The sequence below is a fragment of the Bacterioplanoides sp. genome (genome assembly GCF_965226395.1).
Classification (GTDB): domain Bacteria; phylum Pseudomonadota; class Gammaproteobacteria; order Pseudomonadales; family Oceanobacteraceae; genus Bacterioplanoides.
This window is the reverse complement of the sequence record NZ_OZ245358.1, coordinates 1,047,377-1,067,859: the sequence shown is the minus strand read 5'-3', so window position 1 is coordinate 1,067,859 and position 20,483 is coordinate 1,047,377. Positions and strand designations below refer to the sequence as shown.

General features: G+C 48.7%; 17 protein-coding genes. 9 read left to right on the top strand and 8 right to left on the bottom strand.

All coding sequences use genetic code 11. From position 1 onward, the window contains the following. Window positions 1–7: 7 nt before the first annotated feature. Window positions 8–1,720: a DNA repair protein RecN gene (gene recN / locus ACO05E_RS04850; RefSeq protein WP_419811858.1), complete on the bottom strand. Its 1,713-nt coding sequence runs from the start codon at window positions 1,718–1,720 to the stop codon at window positions 8–10. 177 nt (window positions 1,721–1,897) lie between these two features. On the opposite strand from recN, the gene grpE reads away from it, so the two are divergent. The 3 genes from grpE (at window position 1,898) to dnaJ (ending at window position 6,046) form a co-directional block, all read left to right on the top strand. Next, window positions 1,898–2,515 (top strand): nucleotide exchange factor GrpE, encoded by a 618-nt coding sequence (gene grpE, locus ACO05E_RS04845; protein ID WP_419811857.1) that lies wholly within the window; start codon window positions 1,898–1,900, stop codon window positions 2,513–2,515. Between the two features lie 119 nt (window positions 2,516–2,634). Then, the gene (gene dnaK, locus ACO05E_RS04840) at window positions 2,635–4,557 is read left to right on the top strand and encodes a molecular chaperone DnaK (protein WP_419811856.1); all 1,923 of its coding nucleotides are present in this window, start codon (window positions 2,635–2,637) and stop codon (window positions 4,555–4,557) included. Window positions 4,558–4,909: 352 nt separating this feature from the next. After that, window positions 4,910–6,046: a molecular chaperone DnaJ gene (gene dnaJ, locus ACO05E_RS04835; protein WP_419811855.1), complete on the top strand. Its 1,137-nt coding sequence runs from the start codon at window positions 4,910–4,912 to the stop codon at window positions 6,044–6,046. Between the two features lie 88 nt (window positions 6,047–6,134). Here the strand turns inward: dnaJ and ACO05E_RS04830 are convergent, their stop codons facing one another. After that, window positions 6,135–6,476, bottom strand: a complete 342-nt coding sequence (locus ACO05E_RS04830; RefSeq protein ID WP_419811854.1) for a hypothetical protein — start codon at window positions 6,474–6,476, stop codon at window positions 6,135–6,137. Between the two features lie 318 nt (window positions 6,477–6,794). On the opposite strand from ACO05E_RS04830, the gene dapB reads away from it, so the two are divergent. Then, entirely contained in the window at window positions 6,795–7,598 is an 804-nt protein-coding gene (gene dapB, locus ACO05E_RS04825; protein WP_419811853.1) for a 4-hydroxy-tetrahydrodipicolinate reductase, read from the top strand. 125 nt (window positions 7,599–7,723) lie between these two features. Here the strand turns inward: dapB and ACO05E_RS04820 are convergent, their stop codons facing one another. Further along, on the bottom strand, window positions 7,724–8,332 hold the full coding sequence (locus tag ACO05E_RS04820; RefSeq protein WP_419811852.1) for a TetR/AcrR family transcriptional regulator: 609 nt from the start codon (window positions 8,330–8,332) through the stop codon (window positions 7,724–7,726). A gap of 770 nt (window positions 8,333–9,102) precedes the next feature. On the opposite strand from ACO05E_RS04820, the gene carA reads away from it, so the two are divergent. Genes carA through greA form a run of 3 tightly spaced genes read left to right on the top strand, consistent with a single transcriptional unit; the run spans window position 9,103 to window position 13,975 of the window. Continuing rightward, window positions 9,103–10,245 (top strand): glutamine-hydrolyzing carbamoyl-phosphate synthase small subunit, encoded by a 1,143-nt coding sequence (gene carA / locus ACO05E_RS04815; RefSeq protein WP_419811851.1) that lies wholly within the window; start codon window positions 9,103–9,105, stop codon window positions 10,243–10,245. A gap of 13 nt (window positions 10,246–10,258) precedes the next feature. Beyond that, window positions 10,259–13,477: a carbamoyl-phosphate synthase large subunit gene (carB, locus tag ACO05E_RS04810; RefSeq protein WP_419811850.1), complete on the top strand. Its 3,219-nt coding sequence runs from the start codon at window positions 10,259–10,261 to the stop codon at window positions 13,475–13,477. Window positions 13,478–13,498: 21 nt separating this feature from the next. Continuing rightward, entirely contained in the window at window positions 13,499–13,975 is a 477-nt protein-coding gene (gene greA / locus ACO05E_RS04805; protein ID WP_255858805.1) for a transcription elongation factor GreA, read from the top strand. Between the two features lie 89 nt (window positions 13,976–14,064). On the opposite strand, the gene ACO05E_RS04800 is transcribed toward greA, so the two are convergent. After that, complete coding sequence (locus ACO05E_RS04800) at window positions 14,065–14,586, bottom strand: acyl-CoA thioesterase (protein ID WP_419811849.1); 522 nt, start codon at window positions 14,584–14,586, stop codon at window positions 14,065–14,067. A gap of 119 nt (window positions 14,587–14,705) precedes the next feature. Beyond that, window positions 14,706–15,620: an AraC family transcriptional regulator gene (locus tag ACO05E_RS04795; protein ID WP_419811848.1), complete on the bottom strand. Its 915-nt coding sequence runs from the start codon at window positions 15,618–15,620 to the stop codon at window positions 14,706–14,708. 117 nt (window positions 15,621–15,737) lie between these two features. Between ACO05E_RS04795 and ACO05E_RS04790 the strand changes: the two genes are divergently transcribed. Then, a complete protein-coding gene (locus tag ACO05E_RS04790) occupies window positions 15,738–16,481 on the top strand; it encodes a cysteine hydrolase (protein ID WP_419811847.1) in 744 nt (247 codons plus the stop codon). A gap of 146 nt (window positions 16,482–16,627) precedes the next feature. Here ACO05E_RS04790 and fabA read toward each other — a convergent pair whose 3' ends face one another. Next, the gene (gene fabA, locus ACO05E_RS04785) at window positions 16,628–17,143 is read right to left on the bottom strand and encodes a 3-hydroxyacyl-[acyl-carrier-protein] dehydratase FabA (protein ID WP_419811846.1); all 516 of its coding nucleotides are present in this window, start codon (window positions 17,141–17,143) and stop codon (window positions 16,628–16,630) included. 213 nt (window positions 17,144–17,356) lie between these two features. After that, window positions 17,357–18,481: a beta-ketoacyl-ACP synthase III gene (locus tag ACO05E_RS04780; RefSeq protein WP_419811845.1), complete on the bottom strand. Its 1,125-nt coding sequence runs from the start codon at window positions 18,479–18,481 to the stop codon at window positions 17,357–17,359. A gap of 284 nt (window positions 18,482–18,765) precedes the next feature. Here ACO05E_RS04780 and ACO05E_RS04775 point away from each other — a divergent pair, with 284 nt between their 5' ends. Next, entirely contained in the window at window positions 18,766–19,029 is a 264-nt protein-coding gene (locus ACO05E_RS04775; protein WP_419811844.1) for a hypothetical protein, read from the top strand. Window positions 19,030–19,058: 29 nt separating this feature from the next. Here the strand turns inward: ACO05E_RS04775 and ACO05E_RS04770 are convergent, their stop codons facing one another. Continuing rightward, window positions 19,059–20,369, bottom strand: coding sequence for an acetyl-CoA hydrolase/transferase family protein (locus ACO05E_RS04770; RefSeq protein WP_419811843.1), 1,311 nt, complete (start codon window positions 20,367–20,369; stop codon window positions 19,059–19,061). Window positions 20,370–20,483 lie beyond the last annotated feature (114 nt).

The following is a 20,483-nucleotide window of genomic DNA, read 5'->3' as shown; positions in this document are numbered from 1 at the left end:
TTAAAAATCATTGCACCAGATCTAACATCTCTTGCGCATGCGCCAGTGTTTGTTGAGTAATATCCACACCGCCTAACATGCGTGCTAACTCTTCCGAGCGTTGTTTGTTGTTCAATTCACGGATCTGAGTGTGCGTGGAATTATCACCGCTGATTTTACTCACCTGAAAATGCTGGTGAGCCTGAGCAGCAACTTGTGGCTGGTGGGTCACGCACATAACTTGCCCAGCCTCTTCCTTGCTTGGTTTTCCGAGGGAGCGCATTAAACGACCCACGCGCTCCGCGGTGCCGCCACCAATACCAACATCCACTTCATCAAAAATTAAACTTGGAATCTGGCTGGTGGCTGCGGTCACTACCTGAATCGCCAGGCTGATACGAGAGAGCTCACCACCAGAAACCACTTTGGCCAACGGCCCGGAAGGCATGCCCGGGTTGGTTTGTACGTGGAAGCTGATTTGGTCGATACCATGATGGTTGGCTTGACGAGGCTCGTCTGTTTTTGAGGTAAGAGGCTCTACTTGTGTCATAAAACGAGCACGATCTAACGCCAGTGACTCAAAGTGTGCTTCCACTTCTTTATCCAGTTTCGCAGCTGCTTTTTGACGTTTGTTGGATAGCTTTTGTGCCAGCTGTTGGAAGTGTTCGCGCAGACGTTCCACTTCCTGTTCCAGTTCTAATAAATCATCGTCGCTCAGATTTAACTGAGCTAACTGATCTTCCTGTTCCTGCCAGTAAGCGTACAAGCGTTGTGGTTGTATCTGATGCTTACGGGCCACCGAGAAGATTTCACCTAAGCGACTTTCTACCTGCTGTAACCGATGCGGATTAATATCGACCTGTTCCAGATAGCGCTGCAGCGATAAGCCAGCTTCTTCCAGCTGGATATGCGCCTGCTGTAACAGCTCTTTGGCTTCCAGCAGAGTTGGGTGATTGTCATCCAGCTGATTCAACAAGGTCATGGCCTGATAGGCCAGCTGAGTTGCAGCCATCTCTGTACCAGAATAAGAGGCATCCCCCAGGCAAGCGGCTAATGCTTGCTGGCCGCTAAGCAACATGGTTTCAGCGTTGGCTAATCGTTTATGTTCGGCTTCTAACTCATCCAGCTCGGTTTCACTCAGATTCAGTTCACGTAACTCTTCAACCTGATAACTCAGCAACTGGCGTTGTGCCTGTATTTCGCTGCTTTCTTCGCTGAGGGTTTTTAACCGTTGCGCATTCTTTTGCCATTGCTTAAATGCCTGAGAAACGGCGCGGGCATCTTGTTGCAGGTTGCCAAAAGCATCCACCAGTTGTCGTGGGGTATCTTTTTGCAGCAGGCGTTGGTGAGCATGTTGCGAGTGAACATCAATCAGGCATTGAGCCAGATCTTTGAGATCATTGGCAGAGGCCGGGCGGCCATTGATATAACCACGTGAACGGCCTTCACTGGACACTACACGGCGCAAGATAATCTGATCATCATCCGTGGGTAGGTCACGTTGTTCCAGCCAGCTTCTGGCATTGTCGTTTGGGGTGAAACTGGCGCTAACTTCAGCTTTGTTGGCACCAAAGCGTACGTTGTCGGCTTCTGCTCGTTGCCCGAGTGCGATCCCCAGTGCATCCAGCAGAATCGATTTACCGGCCCCGGTTTCACCGGTAATCACTGCCATACCGGGTTTGAATTCCAGTTCCAGTTCATCCACTAACGCAAACTGATGGATAGATAAATGTAACAACATACCCAGCTCCTGTACTGATCATGCATACAGTGTTTATATGTACAGTATCTCTGACTGTCAAGAATTTAATCAAGTTTCCACCCTGTTGTGTGAGTTTAAGCCCTTGAAAACGGTTCTGGCGCTCCCATATACCTTTCATCGAAACAAATTGAACGATCCCTGATTGAGGAAAAGTTGATGTCTGAAGAGCAGAACATTCAGGACGAAATCCAGAAGCCAGCTGGAGAGCAGGTTGAAGCAACCGAAGCGACTGCAGAAGAAGCAGTGAGTGAAGAAGCGGCAGAAGGCGCCAATGAGCAAACCGGTGACGAAGCACTGGCTTCTCTGCTGGAAGCGGCTCAGCAGGAAATTGCGGATCTGAAAGATCAGATGTTACGGGTTCAGGCAGAGATGCAGAACGTCCGTCGTCGTGCCGAAGCGGATGTGGAAAAAGCACACAAGTTTGGCGTAGAAAAGTTCGCTAACGAAATGTTAAGCGTGGCAGACAACCTGGATCGTGCACTGGCCGCTGCCGGTGATGATGAAGCGACCAAGCCTCTGCGCGAAGGGGTGGAAATGACCCTGACGGGTTTTGCGGCTGGTCTTGCGAAATTCAAAGTAGAAACCGTTGATCCGATGGGTGAAACCTTTAACCCGGAATTGCACCAGGCAATGTCGATGATTGAGAGCGCCGAAGCTGCGCCTAACACTGTGATTGCCGTGATGCAGAAGGGTTATACCTTGCAAGGTCGTCTGTTGCGTCCGGCCATGGTGATGGTGAGCAAGGGTGCGCCTCAGATCGACGAAAACGCGTAATTTTTTATCCGCCCAGCCTTGAAAGGCGAGCGAGCGGACTTATATAGAAATCAATACAAAATCTATTGTTAATAATTTTTTGAGGCGGCCAGAGCCGCCCAACGTTGGAGATCACGATTATGGGTAAAATTATTGGTATCGACCTGGGCACCACTAACTCTTGTGTGGCCGTTCTGGATGGCGAAAAGTCAAAAGTTGTTGAGAACGCAGAAGGCGATCGTACTACCCCTTCCATCATTGCTTACACCGATGGCGAAACCTTAGTAGGCCAGCCGGCTAAGCGTCAGGCGGTAACTAACCCAGACAACACCCTGTTCGCAATTAAGCGTCTGATTGGTCGTCGTTTTAAAGATGACGTGGTTCAGAAAGACATCTCCATGGTTCCGTACAAAATCATCGAAGCGGACAATGGCGATGCATGGGTATCGGTAAAAGACGACAAGTTTGCACCACCACAGGTTTCTGCTGAAGTTCTGAAAAAGATGAAGAAAACCGCAGAAGATTTCCTGGGTGAAGAAGTAACTGAAGCAGTTATTACTGTTCCTGCTTACTTCAACGACTCTCAGCGTCAGGCAACTAAAGATGCGGGTAAAATCGCGGGCTTAGAAGTTAAGCGTATCATCAACGAGCCAACCGCTGCGGCATTGGCTTACGGCATCGACAAAGAAGGCGGCGACCGCACCATCGCGGTATACGACTTAGGTGGCGGTACGTTCGATATCTCCATCATTGAAGTGGCTGACGTAGACGGCGAGAAGCAATTCGAAGTACTGGCCACCAACGGTGATACCTTCCTGGGTGGTGAAGACTTCGATATGGCCATGATCGAGTATCTGGCTGACGAATTTAAGAAAGAAAGTGGCATCGATCTGCACAACGATCCACTGGCACTGCAACGCCTGAAAGAAGCGGCTGAAAAAGCAAAAGTTGAGCTGTCCTCTGCGCAACAAACTGACGTAAACCTGCCGTACATCACTGCTGATGCGACCGGTCCTAAGCACTTAAACGTAAAAGTGACTCGCGCCAAGCTGGAATCTCTGGTTGAAGATCTGGTTGCTCGTTCTCTGGAGCCATGTCGTATTGCTCTGCAAGACGCGGATCTGTCTTCCAGCGAAATCGACGAAGTGATCCTGGTTGGTGGTCAGACCCGTATGCCACTGGTTCAGGAAAAAGTAGCTGAGTTCTTCGGTAAAGAGCCACGTAAAGACGTTAACCCGGATGAAGCGGTTGCCGTTGGTGCATCGATTCAGGGTGCGGTACTGGCCGGTGACGTGAAAGACGTACTGCTGCTGGACGTGACTCCTCTGACTCTGGGTATCGAAACCATGGGTGGCGTTGCGACTGCGGTTATCGAGAAAAACACCACGATTCCTTCCAAGAAATCTCAGGTGTTCTCAACCGCTGATGACAACCAGCCTGCAGTAACCATTCACGTGGTACAGGGTGAGCGTAAGCAAGCGGCACAAAACAAATCTCTGGGTCGTTTCGATCTGTCTGATATTCCACCGGCTCCACGTGGTGTGCCTCAGATTGAAGTGACCTTCGACATTGATGCCAACGGTATTCTGAACGTAAGTGCGAAAGACAAGGCAACTGGTAAAGAGCAGTCCATCGTGATTAAAGCGTCTTCTGGTCTGAGCGATGACGAGATCGAGAAGATGGTTGCTGACGCAGAAGCGAATGCTGAAGCCGATAAGCAGTTCGAAGAGCTGATTCAGGTTCGTAACACAGCCGATGGCCTGATCCACGCGACTAAGAAAACTCTGGAAGAAGCCGGTGATAAGGCGACTGAAGAAGAGAAAACTGCGATCGAAAAAGCCGTTGCTGATCTTGAAGAAGCGGTAAAAGGCGATGACAAAGCCGATATCGAAGCGAAGACTAACGCGCTGACTGAAGCATCCAGCTCTCTGGCACAGAAGATGTACGCTGAGCAGGCTCAGGCACAGCAAGGTGCAGAAGGCGCTGCGGATGCCGGTGCACAGCAAGGTGGTCAGGACGACGACGTTGTTGATGCTGAGTTTGAAGAAGTAAAAGACAAGTAAGCGTTCAACGCTTAATACTGAGAAATAGTCGGCGGTGTTTTCAAGCCGCCGCGCCGAAGGGCCATCCCTGGCCCTGCCGCGCTACCGTGACATCCTGTCACTGCTTTATGAAAACACCCCCGACCATTTCTTGATAACTCCTCAATCGCTGTTTGTTAAAGTAGCGGTTTCGGATAAAGAAGATTAGTCAGATTGTTTTTCGAAAACAGCCCGATGGACTCGGGCGTTCCCATCTCAGGATGCAGGGACGCTCCGTGAAATGGGTGTGACAGAAAAATAATGTGACTGATCTTCAAACAAAACGCGGTTAGAAAACTACCCGCGTTTTTTTGCCATTAAAACGAGCAAAATCATGTCGAAACGAGATTATTACGAAGTACTTGGTGTAGCCAAAGGCGTCGATAAAAAAGAGCTGAAAAAAGCGTATCGTAAAATTGCGATGAAATATCACCCGGACCGTAACCCGGATGATGCTGATGCCGAAGCCAAGTTCAAAGAAGCGACGGAAGCTTACGAAATCTTAGGCGATGAGCAGAAGCGTGCCGCCTATGACCAATATGGTCATGCGGGTGTGGATGGTCAGGCTGGCGGCTTTGGTGGCGGCGGTGCTGGTGGCTTTAGTGATATTTTCGGCGATGTGTTCGGCGATATTTTTGGCGGCGGAGGCGGTGGTGGCCGCAGCCGTGGTGGCCCACAACGTGGCTCCGATTTACGTTACACCATGGAATTATCGCTGGAAGAAGCGGTGCGTGGTGTTGAAAAGAAAATCCGCGTTCCTACGTTAACAACCTGCGACACCTGTGATGGTTCCGGTGCCAAAGAAGGCACTAAGCCTAAAACCTGTTCTACCTGTCATGGACAAGGCCAGGTGCGTATGCAACAGGGCTTCTTCTCGGTACAGCAAACTTGTCCGACCTGTCGTGGTCAGGGCACCATGATCGATGATCCATGTAATAGCTGTCATGGCCGTGGTGTTAAAGAAGAAACTAAAACTCTGTCAGTGAAAATTCCACCGGGTGTGGATACCGGCGATCGCGTTCGCTTATCCGGTGAAGGTGAAGCGGGTGCCATGGGTGGCCCAGCGGGCGACTTATACGTTCAGGTAAGTGTGCGTGAGCACGAGTTATTCCACCGCGATGGCCGTAACCTGTATTGCGATGTGCCTATCAGCATTGTGGATGCTGCCTTGGGTGGCGAGTTGGAGGTACCAACGTTGGATGGCCGCGTTAAGCTGAAGATTCCTGCCGAAACTCAAAGTGGTAAATTATTCCGCCTGCGTGGCAAAGGTGTAGTACCGGTGCGCGGTGGTGCTCCGGGTGATCTGCTGTGCCGTGTGCAGGTAGAAACGCCGGTAAACCTGACCAAAGAACAGAAAGAATTGCTGCAACAATTCCAGGCTTCTTTGAACGGTGAAAAAGCGGGCGAAAAACATTCACCACAAAATAAGAGTTTCTTTGAGCGAGCGAAACGTTTCTTCGAAGAAATGTAATTACTATTTTGTTTGGCGATAAAACTGATTTCTTTTTTTAAGATAAAGAAATCAGTTTTATCGATCTGCTTGAAGATATTTTTATTTCTTAATTTGCAGGCCAGGGCCAGTCATTTCCAATTGCAACGAAAGTTATTTTTTTGTTGAACCCTGGTGATAAGACAACATCTTCCCACTGGATGTAAACATCTTGATTGCTTGAAAAAGCCATTAAGAGCATTGATGTGTTTACACTTCCTGATGGGCCGTCTAGGTCTAAGTAATATCTATCTGTTGAATCTGAAAACATAACAAATAAATGTTTATGGTTATGACTGTGAGCACTACGAGAGTCAGTGTTTATTGCTATAACTTTTCCTGATTTTGCACCACCAGCGTGAGCATTTGATAACATAATCAAAAAAATCGCAATTAAAAATCTTTGTATCATTTGATATTCCCTATTTTAAAATAATATCATCGTATCTTATTATGTTGAGGCTTTGGTGAGGTAGAATTGATAAAGAAATCCTTTGGGGTTTACTCGAGTAATACTAGAAGTAACCATCAAATTCGATCTTTTCATCCATGTGCTTAGGCACGCCAATTCTATCTGTTGGCTCTACAGCTCACAGCTAATAATTTTGCTACAAACTCGTCACTCTTGCCAGTGTAGACGTGAGTAGTTCTTGCTTAAGTCGATTCGCTTTCACCTCCAAAGCCTTTATAATCCCACGTCATCATCTTTATCTAATTCTCAGGAAACACCATGACTCGCATTGCTATTACCGGAGCGGCTGGCCGTATGGGCCGTGTTTTAATCGAAGCGGTTGCCGCTGATGAAAAAGCACAACTGGGTGCAACGATTGTATTGGCCGATGATCCGATGGCGGGCATCGACGCAGGTAGCCTAGCAGGATTGGGTAAGGAAATGGGCGTGAAAACCGCCACCAGTCTGGAAGCGGTGATTAACGACTTTGATGTGCTGATCGATTTCACTGCGCCGGAAGCCACCATGGCTAATGTTGAGTTGTGTCGTACTCATGGCAAAAGCATCGTGATTGGTACTACAGGCCTGACCGATGAACAGAAAGTTCGTTTGCAACAAGCGTCGAACGACATGGGCATCGTGTTTGCGCCGAACTATTCCGTAGGCGTTAACCTGTGTCTGAACCTGCTGCGTATGGCCGCCAAAGTGATGGGCGACGACAGTGACATCGAAGTGATCGAAATGCACCACAAACATAAAGTGGATGCACCTTCCGGTACCGCGCTGCGCATGGGTGAAGTCGTTGCTGAAACCATGGGTTGGGATTTAAACGAAGTCGCTTGTTACGGTCGTGAAGGTCAAACCGGTGCACGCCCACACAAGCAAATTGGTTTTGAGACCATTCGAGGTGGTGACGTGGTTGGTGATCACACAGTGATGTTTGCTGCCGACGGTGAGCGTGTTGAAGTAACGCATAAAGCTCAAAGTCGTATGACCTTTGCCAAAGGCGCGGTACGCAGTGCTAAGTGGATTCACGAGCAAACACACGGTTTGTACGATATGCAGGATGTGCTGGGCTTCTGATCTGAATGTTCATTGTCAGGGTCTTGTTAACAGGCCCTAACAAAAAGGCGAAGCGGAAATTCCGTTTCGGCCTTTTTGTTGTTCAGAAGTATTAGTTCTGTAGCAGGTGGACGAAGAGGTGGCTATTAGCCCTTCATGCCCAGGATATGGTCGAAGCCACGTTCGACCATTTTTTCCATACCGCGTGGTTTGCCGTTTGGATCAAACACCATAGACACCAGCATCTGAGCATTACCCAGTGCCCAGCGAGCCCGCTCTTTAGGTGCTAAACCGGATTCCATCGAACCACTTTTCACCCCTTTCTCGACTTGCTTAGCAATCATATCCAGCAGCCGGTTCTGGAATTCCAGATACGACGGCCAGGTCTCTTCACGTACTGAAGCACTCCATTCCAGCCAGACTTTGACGTAGGAAGGATGTTCTTCGCAGGCATTCAGAAAGGCTTTGATGTGTGCACGAATCGCGTGTACCGGATTTTCTTCCCGAGCGTAAACCTCTTCTGCTAAAGAGATCATAAACCGCTCAACATCCTCCAGTACGGCCTCAACCAGGGCCTCGCGAGTTTTAAAATAGTTAAAAACGGTTGCGACGGATACACCGCCCATTTCGGCAATTTCCGTATGCCCACCGCGCCCAATCCCCCGAAGTGCAAAAACTTCAACGGCATAGGTTAATAGCAAACGTCTGCGCTCTTCTGGCTGTAGACGACGACGACCATCAACGGCTACTGGCATAATTTCGACCTCTGTTCTGTGATTATATTTCTTTTAATATTATTAATTTTGAATGAGTTTTATTTATCTTCTCATTTTACTGAGATAGTTAACTGTATTGGCTTAACACAGTGTTTAACTTCTCAATACTGTTCTAATTAAAACGGTATTGAGAAACTAATGAAGTACTTTTGAGTATCAAAATGTATGTTACCGGATGTAAATCCGCGTAACTAGGGGTTTTTGTCTAATAAATCGGCTTTGTTTTAAGTGTCTGTTTTATATAGAAAATTAGATTTCAGCCGAAAATCACGCCCGCACTTTTGTTAATTGATAAGTTAGTTGTTATTTAATTTAAGTCACAGATATATGATAGATATATCAGCTATTATTCTTATTTATAATTTTATCTTTTTAGACAATCGATTTAGTTATTGATGAATGTATTTAATAGCCTGCAATCTTGAATAAAGGTTCAGTTTTTATTTGATGTTTTTCGTTATTTTACAAACCAGCCGTCAGAAGGTGGTCTGTAACGAATTCGAGGCCAGCTGATTGCAGAGAACAGAATGCTAACCGGATATGGACATAAGTCCCTGTTTTCAGTATCCTTTAGTGTTAGTTTAAGCATGTAACGCAACTACCATTAAAAGAGTAGCCGTACAGATCAGAATTTAGTCAAAAAAGCGGGATGAAGCCTTCTGGGTTCCATCCCGCTTTTTTGCGACTTGAGCTTGTACTTTTTGCGTTACCCGTGTCGCCAGATTGTTCTTACTTCGGGGATTTGAGCCTTGTCTACGCCAGCCATTCTAGCTCTTGAGGACGGCAGTATCTTCAAAGGCACCGCTATTGGTGCTGAAGGTCTGTCTGTAGGAGAGGTGGTGTTTAACACCTCCATGACCGGTTATCAGGAGATCCTGACTGACCCATCCTATGCCAACCAGATTGTTACACTGACTTACCCACACATCGGCAACTACGGTGTGAACAGCGAAGATGAAGAATCTCGCGGTATTTTTGCCAAAGGACTGGTGATTCGTGATCTGCCCTTGATCGCTTCTAACTTCCGCAGCGAAAAAGCGCTGGATGAATACCTGAAAGAGCACAATATTCTCGGTATTGCCGATATTGATACTCGCCGCCTGACTCGTATTCTGCGTGAAAAAGGCTCACTGAACGGCTGCATCATGGCTGCTGAAGATGCCAAATCTGAAGAAAGCATCGCTAAAGCCATTGCTGAAGCGAAATCTTTCCCGGGCCTGAAAGGCATGGATCTGGCGAAAGAAGTGACCACCGACAGCGCCTATCCGTGGACTGAAGCGGACTGGACGCTGGGCGAAGGTTACGCTCAGGTAAAAGACGCAAAATTCAAAGTTGTAGCTTATGACTTCGGTGTTAAACGTAACATTCTGCGCATGCTGGCTGAGCGCGGTTGTGAACTGACCGTAGTGCCTGCTCAGACGCCTGCATCTGAGGTGCTGGCAATGAATCCGGATGGTATTTTCCTGTCCAATGGCCCGGGTGACCCTGAGCCATGTACTTATGCCATCGAAGCGATTAAAGAAATTCTGGAAACCGACATTCCGGTGTTTGGTATCTGTTTAGGTCACCAGTTGCTGGCTCTGGCGTCTGGCGCACAAACCGTGAAGATGCCTCATGGCCACCACGGCGCTAACCACCCGGTACAGGATCTGGATAGCAAGGTGGTGATGATCACTTCCCAGAACCACGGTTTTGCCGTTGATGAAGCAACGTTACCGGCTAACCTGAAGGCGACTCATAAGTCTCTGTTCGACGGCACACTGCAGGGCATCGCCCGCACTGATAAGCCAGCGTTCAGCTTCCAGGGACACCCTGAAGCGAGCCCGGGCCCACACGATGTAGCGCCGTTATTCGACCACTTCATCGAACTGATTGAAAAAGCCAACGCTTAAGAGAGCCTGAGACATGCCAAAACGTACCGACCTTAAAAGTATCTTAATTATTGGTGCTGGTCCGATCGTGATCGGTCAGGCCTGTGAATTCGACTACTCTGGCGCACAGGCTTGTAAAGCCCTGCGTGAAGAGGGTTTTCGTGTCATTCTGGTGAACTCTAACCCAGCCACCATTATGACCGACCCGTCCATGGCCGATGCCACTTACATCGAGCCAATCACGGTAGAAGCGGTTGCTAAGATCATCGAAAAAGAGCGCCCGGATGCGCTGCTGCCAACCATGGGTGGTCAGACCGCACTGAACTGTGCATTGGGTCTGGAATCTGCTGGCGTACTGGAAAAGTACGGCGTTGAAATGATTGGTGCTAACGCCGACGTTATTGATAAAGCCGAAGACCGTAACCGTTTCGACCAGGCAATGAAAAAGATTGGTCTGGAATGCCCGAAAGCGGGTATCGCTCACAGCATGGAAGAAGCCCGTGAAGTTCAGAAGGACTTAGGTTTCCCTTGTATTATTCGTCCGTCTTTCACCATGGGTGGTACCGGTGGTGGTATCGCGTATAACAAAGAAGAGTTCGAAGAAATCTGTACTCGTGGTCTGGACTTGTCGCCAACCAGCGAGCTGCTGATCGACGAATCCCTGATCGGTTGGAAAGAGTACGAGATGGAAGTGGTTCGTGATAAAAACGACAACTGCATCATCATCTGTTCGATCGAAAACTTCGACGCCATGGGTGTTCACACCGGCGACTCCATCACCGTCGCTCCGGCTCAGACCCTGACCGATAAAGAATACCAAATCATGCGTGATGCCTCTCTGGCGGTACTGCGTGAGATTGGTGTCGAAACCGGTGGTTCTAACGTTCAGTTTGGTCTGGATCCAAAAACCGGTCGTATGGTGGTGATCGAGATGAACCCGCGTGTTTCTCGTTCTTCAGCACTGGCTTCTAAAGCAACCGGTTTCCCGATTGCCAAAGTAGCCGCCAAGCTGGCGATTGGTTACACCCTGGACGAATTACAAAACGACATCACCGGTGGTGCGACTCCAGCGTCATTTGAGCCGTCCATCGACTATGTTGTGACTAAGATTCCTCGTTTCACCTTCGAAAAATTCCCACAAGCGGACGGTCGTCTGACCACGCAAATGAAATCCGTGGGTGAGGTGATGGCGATTGGCCGTACGCAGCAGGAATCCATGCAGAAAGCGCTGCGTGGCCTGGAAGTTGGCGCTAACGGTTTTGATCCGAAAGTGGATCTGCAGGCCGAAGGTTCGCGTGAAAAAATCATTGCTGAACTGAACACCCCGGGAGCGGATCGTATCTGGTACGTGGGCGACGCCTTCCGTATTGGCCTGAGTGTGGATGAAATTTACCAATACTCCGGTATTGATCCGTGGTTCCTGGTACAGATCGAAGACATCATTAAAGACGAAGCGAATGTAGCAGAAAGCAGCCTGAGCGCGCTGGATGCCGATGCGATTTTCCGTCTGAAGCGTAAAGGTTTCTCCGATGCGCGTCTGGCTGAGCTGCTGGGTGTGTCTGAAAAAGCGTTCCGTAAGCAACGTCAGAAGCTGGGTATTCGCCCAGTGTATAAGCGCGTTGATACCTGTGCGGCTGAATTCGCTACCGACACCGCGTACATGTACTCCACGTACGAAGAAGAGTGTGAAGCGAACCCAACCGATCGTGAAAAAATCATCGTTCTGGGTGGTGGTCCGAACCGTATTGGTCAGGGTATTGAGTTCGACTACTGCTGTGTACATGCAGCATTGGCGGCGAAAGAAGAAGGTTACGAAGCCATTATGGTGAACTGTAACCCTGAAACCGTTTCGACCGACTACGACACCTCCGACCGTCTGTTCTTCGAGCCTCTGACACTGGAAGATGTATTAGAGATTTGTGATAAAGAACAGCCAAAAGGTGTGATCGTTCAGTACGGTGGTCAAACACCGCTGAAACTGGCGAACGAATTAGAAGCGGCTGGCGTACCCATTATTGGTACCTCGCCAGAAGCCATTGACCGTGCTGAAGACCGTGAGCGCTTCCAGCAAATGATCCAGCGCCTGGGTCTGAAGCAGCCGGTGAACGCAACGGTTACTTCGGCTGAAGAAGCCGTGGTGAAAGCCAACGAAATTGGTTACCCGCTGGTGGTACGTCCTTCCTACGTACTGGGTGGCCGGGCGATGGAGATCGTTAACAACGAAGAATCTCTGCGTCGCTACATGCGTGAAGCGGTACAGGTGTCTAACGATTCACCGGTTCTGCTGGACTACTTCCTGAACCGCGCGATTGAGGTCGACATTGACGCCGTTTGTGATGGTGAGCAGGTTGTTATCGGCGCTATCATGCAGCACATCGAACAAGCGGGTATTCACTCCGGTGACTCGGCCTGTTCTCTGCCACCGTACAGCCTGAGCGAAGACGTTCAGAATGAGATGCGTGAGCAAGTGAAGAAGATGGCACTGGAACTGGGAGTTGTTGGTTTGATGAACACCCAGCTGGCGTATCAGGATGGTGAAATCTACGTGATCGAGGTGAACCCTCGTGCTTCCCGTACCGTACCGTTCGTATCTAAGTGTATCGGCACCTCTCTGGCTGCGATTGCGGCTAAGGTGATGTCTGGTAAAACACTGGCTGAACTGGGCTTCACTGCCGAAATTATTCCACCGTATTACTCGGTGAAAGAAGCGGTCTTCCCGTTCAACAAGTTCCAGGGCGTTGATCCGATCTTAGGCCCTGAAATGAAATCCACCGGTGAGGTGATGGGTGCCGGTAAAACCTTCGGCGAAGCTTTCTTTAAAGCACAGCTGGGTGCCAGCGCGCAGATCCCGGATTCCGGTACTGCCTTTGTATCGGTACGTGATGCCGATAAAGACGGCGTCGTTGCCGTGGCCAAAGGTCTGGTTGAATGTGGCTTTAAGCTGGTTTCAACCGCGGGAACTTGTCAGTTACTGCAAGATTCCGGTATTGACGTTGAGCGTGTGAATAAAGTCACTGAAGGCCGCCCACATATCGTTGATATGATTAAGAACGATGAAATTGCGCTGATCGTGAACACCACTGAAGGTGCTCAGGCGATCGCCGACTCTGCCGACATTCGTCGCAGTGCACTGCAGCATAAAGTTTACTACACCACCACACTGGCGGGTGCAGAAGCGGTTGTTGAAGGTCTGCGCTCGGAAGGTCTGAAAGACGTTCATCGTTTACAAGAGTTACACGCGACTATCAAATAGTCGCGTTTCAAGGAGAAAACAATGCAAAAGTACCCGATGACCGTAGAAGGTGAGGCGGCTTTGCAGGCTGAGCTGACGGAATTAAAAACCGTCGCTCGTCCAAAAGTTATTGCGGATATCGCAGAAGCCCGTGAACACGGTGACTTAAAAGAGAATGCTGAATACCACGCCGCGCGTGAACAACAGGGTTTTATTGAAGGCCGTATTCAGGATATTGAAGGTAAGCTGTCGAATTCACAGGTTATCGACATTAAAAATATCCCACACTCGGGTAAGGTGCTGTTTGGTACAACCGTCAGCCTGATCAACCTCGATACGGATGAGGAAGTGACCTACCAGATCGTAGGTGACGATGAGGCCGATATTAAACAGAACAAAATCTCCGTGTCTTCACCGATTGCGCGCGCGTTAATTGGTAAAGAGGAAGGTGATGTAGCTGTGGTTCAGGTTCCGGCTGGTGCGGTTGAATACGAGATCGACCAGGTTAAACATCTGTAATTAACCACGCTGCTCTACAGCATAAAAAAAATCCCGTTATGTTTTGGCATAACGGGATTTTTTTATGCAAGCGATTTGCAGAACCCTACTCAGGGACAAGCAATAGCCGGCAGATCCTGCAGGTCTTCTTCGCTATCTTCCTGCTCAATCTGTTTCATCATTTCCTGCAGTTTAAAGCGCGCCTGACGGCGTTTTTCCGCTTTATTCCAGCGTCGCTGCTGTACTTCGTCGGTTAATTCCAGCTGTGGTACCGGAGTGGGTTTGTTATCTTCACCCATGGCTACCATGGTGAAATAACAGGTGTGTGTGTGGCGTACGGTTTTTTCCTGAATGTTTTCAGAAATAACTTTGATGCCAATTTCCATCGAGGTGCGGCCGGTGTAATTAATGGTCGCCAGGCAGGTGACCAGTTCACCGATATAAATAGGCTGTTTAAAGAAAACGTTATCAACCGACAGGGTAACCGCGTAGTGGCCGGAATACCGCATCGCACAGGTATAAGCCACTTTATCGAGCAGCTTTAATAATTCGCCACCGTGCATTTTTCCGGAAAAATTAGCTTGTCCGGGAGTGACCAGTTCGGTCATTTCAGTTTGAATGATTTGCGCCATATTCGCCTCGGATCATTGAACGCGGCGATTTTAATCGGACTGACGCAATAAGACTATTAATTTAGTGAAAACCGGCGCCTTAAGTGGCCATTGTTTGATGACATTCTTTCACTTGCCGGTTATTCCGCTGTTGCCTGCTTACGGAAGTAGGCCGGAGTGTGACCAAAAAACTGCTTAAATGCTTTTTTAAAGGCACTGTCAGAAGCATAACCCACCAGTTCTGCCAGATTATTCACCGGGATATTGGTCTCCAGAATGTATTGTTTGGCGCGCTGCATACGACAAGACAATAAATAGCGCATAGCAGTGGTGCCGACCAGATCATGAAAGTGCTGAGCAAAACGGGAGCGTGACATACCAGCTTGATTCGCCAGTTCGTTCAGGCTCCAGGGGGCTTCAGGCTGGCTATGCATTAGCCCCAGAGCAATGGAAATATGGCGGTCATTGAGAGCAGCGATAAAACTGTTTTGCTGTGGATTTAACTGAATAAAGGTGCGCATCACCTGAATAAATAATAATTCGGTAATTTTGTCCTGCAGTAATTCATTGCCGGGTAGCTGTGATGCACTTTCGACGGTAATCATTTCCAGTGCGCTGTGCAAAAACCGGAACTGCAGGCGCTGTTGCTGAGTGATATGGATCACTTCCGGCAAGGAATTAATAAATTGATTCTGAATATCGCGGTCGTACTCGAAGTAACCACAAACAATATTGAAGTGTTCCTGCTCACCGGTGAATGGATTGTCACCATGGATAATACGCTTCACCGTATCCGCTCCGGGCAGTCGCGCGCTGTTGTGCTGATCAAAAATCTGGTGCTGACTGCCGTGAGGCAAAATAACAATATCGCCGGTGACCAGAGACAGTGGCTCCTGATCGTTCAGCTGTAACCAACACTGGCCACGCTCGATAATATGAAAAGAGGCACGCAGATCCTGATCAATATCCAGTCCCCAGGGGGAGCAGAAGCAGGAATTAAAGTAGACACTGCCGCGCAGATGAATATGACGCAGGATAGAACTTAAAATATCCATTTTTACCCTCAAAAAAGACGATGGAGCACTTATTTGAGACTTTTACGCACTGAAAGTTTCATTGTGTTGACGATAATTAGCCTCGTAACACAAAACGTTCATAGCGAGGTTTGACCCATGAAGTTTTCCATCAAAAAATTATGTTTGTCTCTGGGCATGGTTGCTGCCGTTGCCGGTAATGCCGTAGCGGATGGCCTGCCAGATCCGGGTGTTGAGTTCAGCAAAGGCAATACCGCAGTGGTGATTACTGACCCACAAAATGACTTCCTGAGCCCGGATGGTGTGACCTGGGGTGTGGTTGGCAAAAGTGTGACTGAGAACAACACGGTTGAAAACATTGAAAGCCTGATGAAGGCCGCTAAAGCAGAAGGTTTGCCGGTTTTTGTGTCACCTCACTACTACTATCCGCATGACCATGAATGGGAGCATGAAGGTTCTCTGGAAGTATTAATGCATAGCATCAAGATGTTTGATCGTGAAGATCCGCTGTCGTTAGCGGGCTTTAACAAGTCAGGTGCTGACTGGCTGGAGCGTTACAAGCCACTGATCAACGACGGTAAAACCATCGTTACCAACCCGCATAAAGTGTACGGCCCGGAAACCAACGACCTGGTGTTGCAGCTGCGTAAGCGTAATATCGATAAGGTCATTCTGGCGGGGATGTCTTCTAACTTGTGTACCGAGTCTCACCTGCGTGAGCTGATGGAGCAGGGCTTTGAGGTGCAGGTTGTTTCGGATGCAACCGCTGGCGCTATTCTGCCGGGTCTCAATGCCTATGAGGCGTCTCTGGTGAACTTCCGCATGATTGCTAATGCGGTACGAGATACCAAGACCACAGTTAAACAGATCAAGGATCTGTAATATCTGATGCAGTTTGAGTTGCTGCATAACAGGTCGTTTCTTACCTTCCCTGATGTCAGGGCGGTATTCACCTGATACCTGCTTTGATATGAGTTTGGCGCATTTCATCGAAATGCGCCTTTTTTATTGCAGCTTTTTATTGTCGCTTAGAAATCCGCGGTTGAGGTAAACAAACCAACCCGCAAATCTTTAGCGTGATAAATTTCACGGCCATCGACTTCCATGCGGGCATCGGCAATGCCCATCACCAGTTTTTGTTCCATCACGCGTTTTACGTCGATACGGTAGGTCACTTTTTTAGCGGTAGGCAGTACCTGACCACGGAATTTCACTTCACCACAGCCCAGTGCACGACCACGGCCCGGGTTGCCGCGCCAGCCAAGGAAGAAGCCAACCAATTGCCACATAGCATCCAGACCTAAGCAGCCCGGCATCACCGGATCACCTTCGAAGTGACAGTCAAAGAACCACAGGGATGGGTCGATATCCAGTTCGGCGACAATTTCACCTTTGCCGTAAGCACCACCTTCGGAACTGATATGAACAATACGGTCCATCATTAACATATTCGGCAGTGGCAGGCGGGCATTGCCTTCACCAAATAATTCTCCATGACCACAAGCTAACAACTGGTCACGCTCGAAGGAGCTGGGTTGGGACATCAGAGGTTCCTCATTTCAATAAAACAGGGTGGTCGTCAGACCGATAGAGAGAACACTGACACAGAGAAGCCGATTAGGCTAATGAAGGTTTTTTGAAAAAAAGGCACAAATAAAACAGGCGGGGAGAAGCGGCGCAGAATCACCTTGATTTCATCATCAGGGTGATTCTGGCACTAGCGGCTCAGAGAGGCTTAGCTAGCGGCTTTAAGAAGCTTAACTGGCGACTTTTTCGACCAGCAGCGAGCCAATGGAGTAACCGGCACCAAAGGAGCAGATCAGACCTTTGTCACCGGCCTGGAAATCGTCCTTAAATTTATGGAAGGCCAGTACTGAGCCGGAAGAGGCGGTGTTGGCGAACTCATCCAGTACAACCGGTGCTTCTTCCTGGGTTGGCATACGGCCCAGTAATTTTTTCACCGCAAAATTGTTCATATTGATATTGGCCTGATGTAACCACATGCGTTTCAGGTCAGTTGCTTGCAGCTGATTATCATCCAGTTGTTCGGTGATAAAGTTGGTGACCAGTGGCAGCAGTTCCTTAAATACCTTACGGCCATGCTGTTTAAAGGCATAGCGATTATCTGGCACTTCATCAAAACAATAATCCGTGTAAGAAGCATCGCAGCGGATGTTGTCGGAGTAGTCAGTAAACTGTTTGGTATTCAGAATACGGAAGATATGATCCGAAGTTGCGGTTTCTTCCAGCTCTAAGATAGCGGCAGTGGCGACATCACCAAAAATAAAGTGACTGTCGCGGTCTTTAAAGTCCAACCCTGGGGTGGTGAATTCCGGATTCACAAATAACACACACTTAGCGGTTCCGGCTTTTAATGCGGTAAATGAGTTGATCAGACCAAAAGTGGCAGAAGAGCAGGCCAGTGCCATGTCGTAAGCACTGCCTTTAATGCCAAGGTCGCGCTGAATTTCAATCGACATGCCCGGGAAGTCACGCTGACGATAGGTGCTGGAAACCACCACCATATCAATATCGGCTGCGGTTTTACCGGCTTGCGCCATAGCGTCTTTGGCGGCAGCCAGACCCATTTGTACCAGCTCCGGGGTATTGCCTTCGGTGGTCATCGGGAACACCGGGTGCATGATGTCTGGATTTATCAGACCATCCTTGTACATCACATAGCGGGATTTAATACCCGATGCTTTTTCAATAAATTCACTGCTGGAATGTTCTAAAGCGGTTACTTCGCCTGCGTCAATCGCTGCTGCGTTCTCGGCATTAAACTTATCGACATACTGATTGAAAGCAGCAACCAGCTCGTCATTGCTGATGGTGTGTGGTGGAACAAACAAACCGGTGCCGGAAATAACAACATTCGACATATCTGATGAAACCTTTGTTATCGCTTTTTATGATTGCAGTCACTCCGTGCTAGCGGGGATTGCAGGTTGAATGCCATCTATTATCACCGGAACGGCCCGGGCTTCCAACCGCTGAATTGGTATATGCTGAGGATTGTGGATAACAAGGACGGGCGTCGGTCATGTTGCGACAATATTTAATGTTATTTCGTACCTTCTGGCTGGGTTGTATCTGGACAAATGCCTATATTTTACGGCCCGTGCTGGAAAAAAGCGGGTATTTCCCATATCACGGAATAGATGTTGTGCACACAAGTGTCGGAATCGGCATTGTGTGTGGATTATTGATGTTGCTTGCGATTTTTGTGCAAAAAGCCTTTAACTGGCGGCAGTTACCGCAGCAATTACTGCTGATTATGTTGCTGATGTCGGTGATGTACTTTGCTCTGATGCCCTGGTGGAAGCTCCAGATGATGTTATTACACGCGTTATCGGCGCTGGGCTTGATTTGGGTGCTGCTGGCTCCGGGGAAGGTGATTTTTTCCACATTCGGAGCCAGCAAACAGTAGTTTCAGAGGAACCTTCTGTTGGTGCCTGATCAGCCTCCGATCAGCCCGGATTCAATCGCACCCTGATATAACTCGTCGCGGAAATCCGGATGAGCAATAGCCGTTAATGCCTTAACGCGCTGCGGTACGGTCAGGCCACGCAAATCGGCAACACCATGTTCAGTAACAATCACCATCACATCATTACGAGGTGTGGTAACGGTTGTGCCGGTTGGTAGTGACAGGCGAATGGTGGACTCAACGCCTGTTTTGCCTTTAAAAGTTGAAGCCAGTACCAGAATATTCAAACCATTGTTCGACAAGTGAGAACCACGAACAAAGTCCAGTTGTCCACCTGAGCCGGATATCTGCTGAAAACCAATTCCTTCTGAAGCAACCTGGCCGGTCAGATCAGTCATCAGGCAGGAATTAATGCCAACAAAATTATCGTTTTTGCCAACTTCGACTGGGTCAACCACATCTTTGATGTTGCGCATTTCGATGTTGGGGTTGTTATTAACATAATCAATCAGCTCTTGTGAGCCTGCAGCAAAGCCCGCGACAATGCTATTGGGCTTATAGTTTTTACGCGCACCGGTAATCACGCCGGCTTTGCAGAGTTCAAACATCGACTCGGTAAACATCTCCGAGTGAATCCCCAGATCTTTTTTGTCGAGTAATTCGTTGCCAATGGCATTGGCAATGGTGCCGATGCCAATCTGAATGGTTGAGCCATCGTTAACCAGCGGGCTAACATGCTTGGCAATGGCCACTTCCAGCTCAGACGGAGCCTCTGCGGCAGGTGCGGCAATCGGGTGGTGGCCTTCGGTGATCCAACTGACGTCGTCGACGTGAATCATATTTTCTTCCGGGCCAATAAAAGGCTGCTGGTTATTCACAACCGCAATAATGGTTTTGGCATGTTTCAGTGCTTCATAATTACCCACACCACCACAGGCTCCGAGGCTCATATAGCCTTCGGCATTGGGAGGCGTTACTTCAACCGCCATCACATTGGGTGCCAGTCGACTCATCAGGGCATCAATGTTTGAAAAGTGAAAGTTAATATGGGTGACATTGCCGTGTGGATAAGCTTTGCGTTCACAAGGCCCCATAAACAGGGTGCACACTTCGATATGAGGACGGTATTCGGGTTTGAGCAAGTCAAACGGGCAGGGCAGCAGGCCAACAAACAGCTGACACTGTTCCAGCTCGGTATAGCGTTTTTCCAGTGTTTTAAGAAATAACACCGGAACGGACAATAAGCCTCCAGCCCACACTTTATCGTGGGATTGAATTTTTTGTGCAGCTTCAGGTAAAGACAGCCGTTTACTGTCGTAGGTGGATTGCCAATTATTCATTGCATACCTCTAGATAATTGGGCTTTTACAGGCATTGCAGTCAGGTATCTGAACTGCAAACGGAGGCTGTTTTATTTATTCTGGCATCAACAAGTAAAAGTGGGTGATAAAATT

Excerpts from the sequence above, each read along its gene's own strand:
- ACO05E_RS04790 (WP_419811847.1), top strand. The coding sequence starts at position 15,738 with ATGAAGTTTTCCATCAAAAAATTATGTTTGTCTCTGGGCATGGTTGCT.
- fabA (WP_419811846.1), bottom strand. The coding sequence starts at position 17,143 with ATGTCCCAACCCAGCTCCTTCGAGCGTGACCAGTTGTTAGCTTGTGGT.
- recN (WP_419811858.1), bottom strand. The coding sequence starts at position 1,720 with ATGTTGTTACATTTATCTATCCATCAGTTTGCGTTAGTGGATGAACTG.
- dapB (WP_419811853.1), top strand. The coding sequence starts at position 6,795 with ATGACTCGCATTGCTATTACCGGAGCGGCTGGCCGTATGGGCCGTGTT.
- ACO05E_RS04770 (WP_419811843.1), bottom strand. The coding sequence starts at position 20,369 with ATGAATAATTGGCAATCCACCTACGACAGTAAACGGCTGTCTTTACCT.
- greA (WP_255858805.1), top strand. The coding sequence starts at position 13,499 with ATGCAAAAGTACCCGATGACCGTAGAAGGTGAGGCGGCTTTGCAGGCT.
- dnaJ (WP_419811855.1), top strand. The coding sequence starts at position 4,910 with ATGTCGAAACGAGATTATTACGAAGTACTTGGTGTAGCCAAAGGCGTC.
- ACO05E_RS04780 (WP_419811845.1), bottom strand. The coding sequence starts at position 18,481 with ATGTCGAATGTTGTTATTTCCGGCACCGGTTTGTTTGTTCCACCACAC.
- ACO05E_RS04820 (WP_419811852.1), bottom strand. The coding sequence starts at position 8,332 with ATGCCAGTAGCCGTTGATGGTCGTCGTCGTCTACAGCCAGAAGAGCGC.
- dnaK (WP_419811856.1), top strand. The coding sequence starts at position 2,635 with ATGGGTAAAATTATTGGTATCGACCTGGGCACCACTAACTCTTGTGTG.
- grpE (WP_419811857.1), top strand. The coding sequence starts at position 1,898 with ATGTCTGAAGAGCAGAACATTCAGGACGAAATCCAGAAGCCAGCTGGA.
- ACO05E_RS04795 (WP_419811848.1), bottom strand. The coding sequence starts at position 15,620 with ATGGATATTTTAAGTTCTATCCTGCGTCATATTCATCTGCGCGGCAGT.
- ACO05E_RS04800 (WP_419811849.1), bottom strand. The coding sequence starts at position 14,586 with ATGGCGCAAATCATTCAAACTGAAATGACCGAACTGGTCACTCCCGGA.
- ACO05E_RS04830 (WP_419811854.1), bottom strand. The coding sequence starts at position 6,476 with ATGATACAAAGATTTTTAATTGCGATTTTTTTGATTATGTTATCAAAT.
- carB (WP_419811850.1), top strand. The coding sequence starts at position 10,259 with ATGCCAAAACGTACCGACCTTAAAAGTATCTTAATTATTGGTGCTGGT.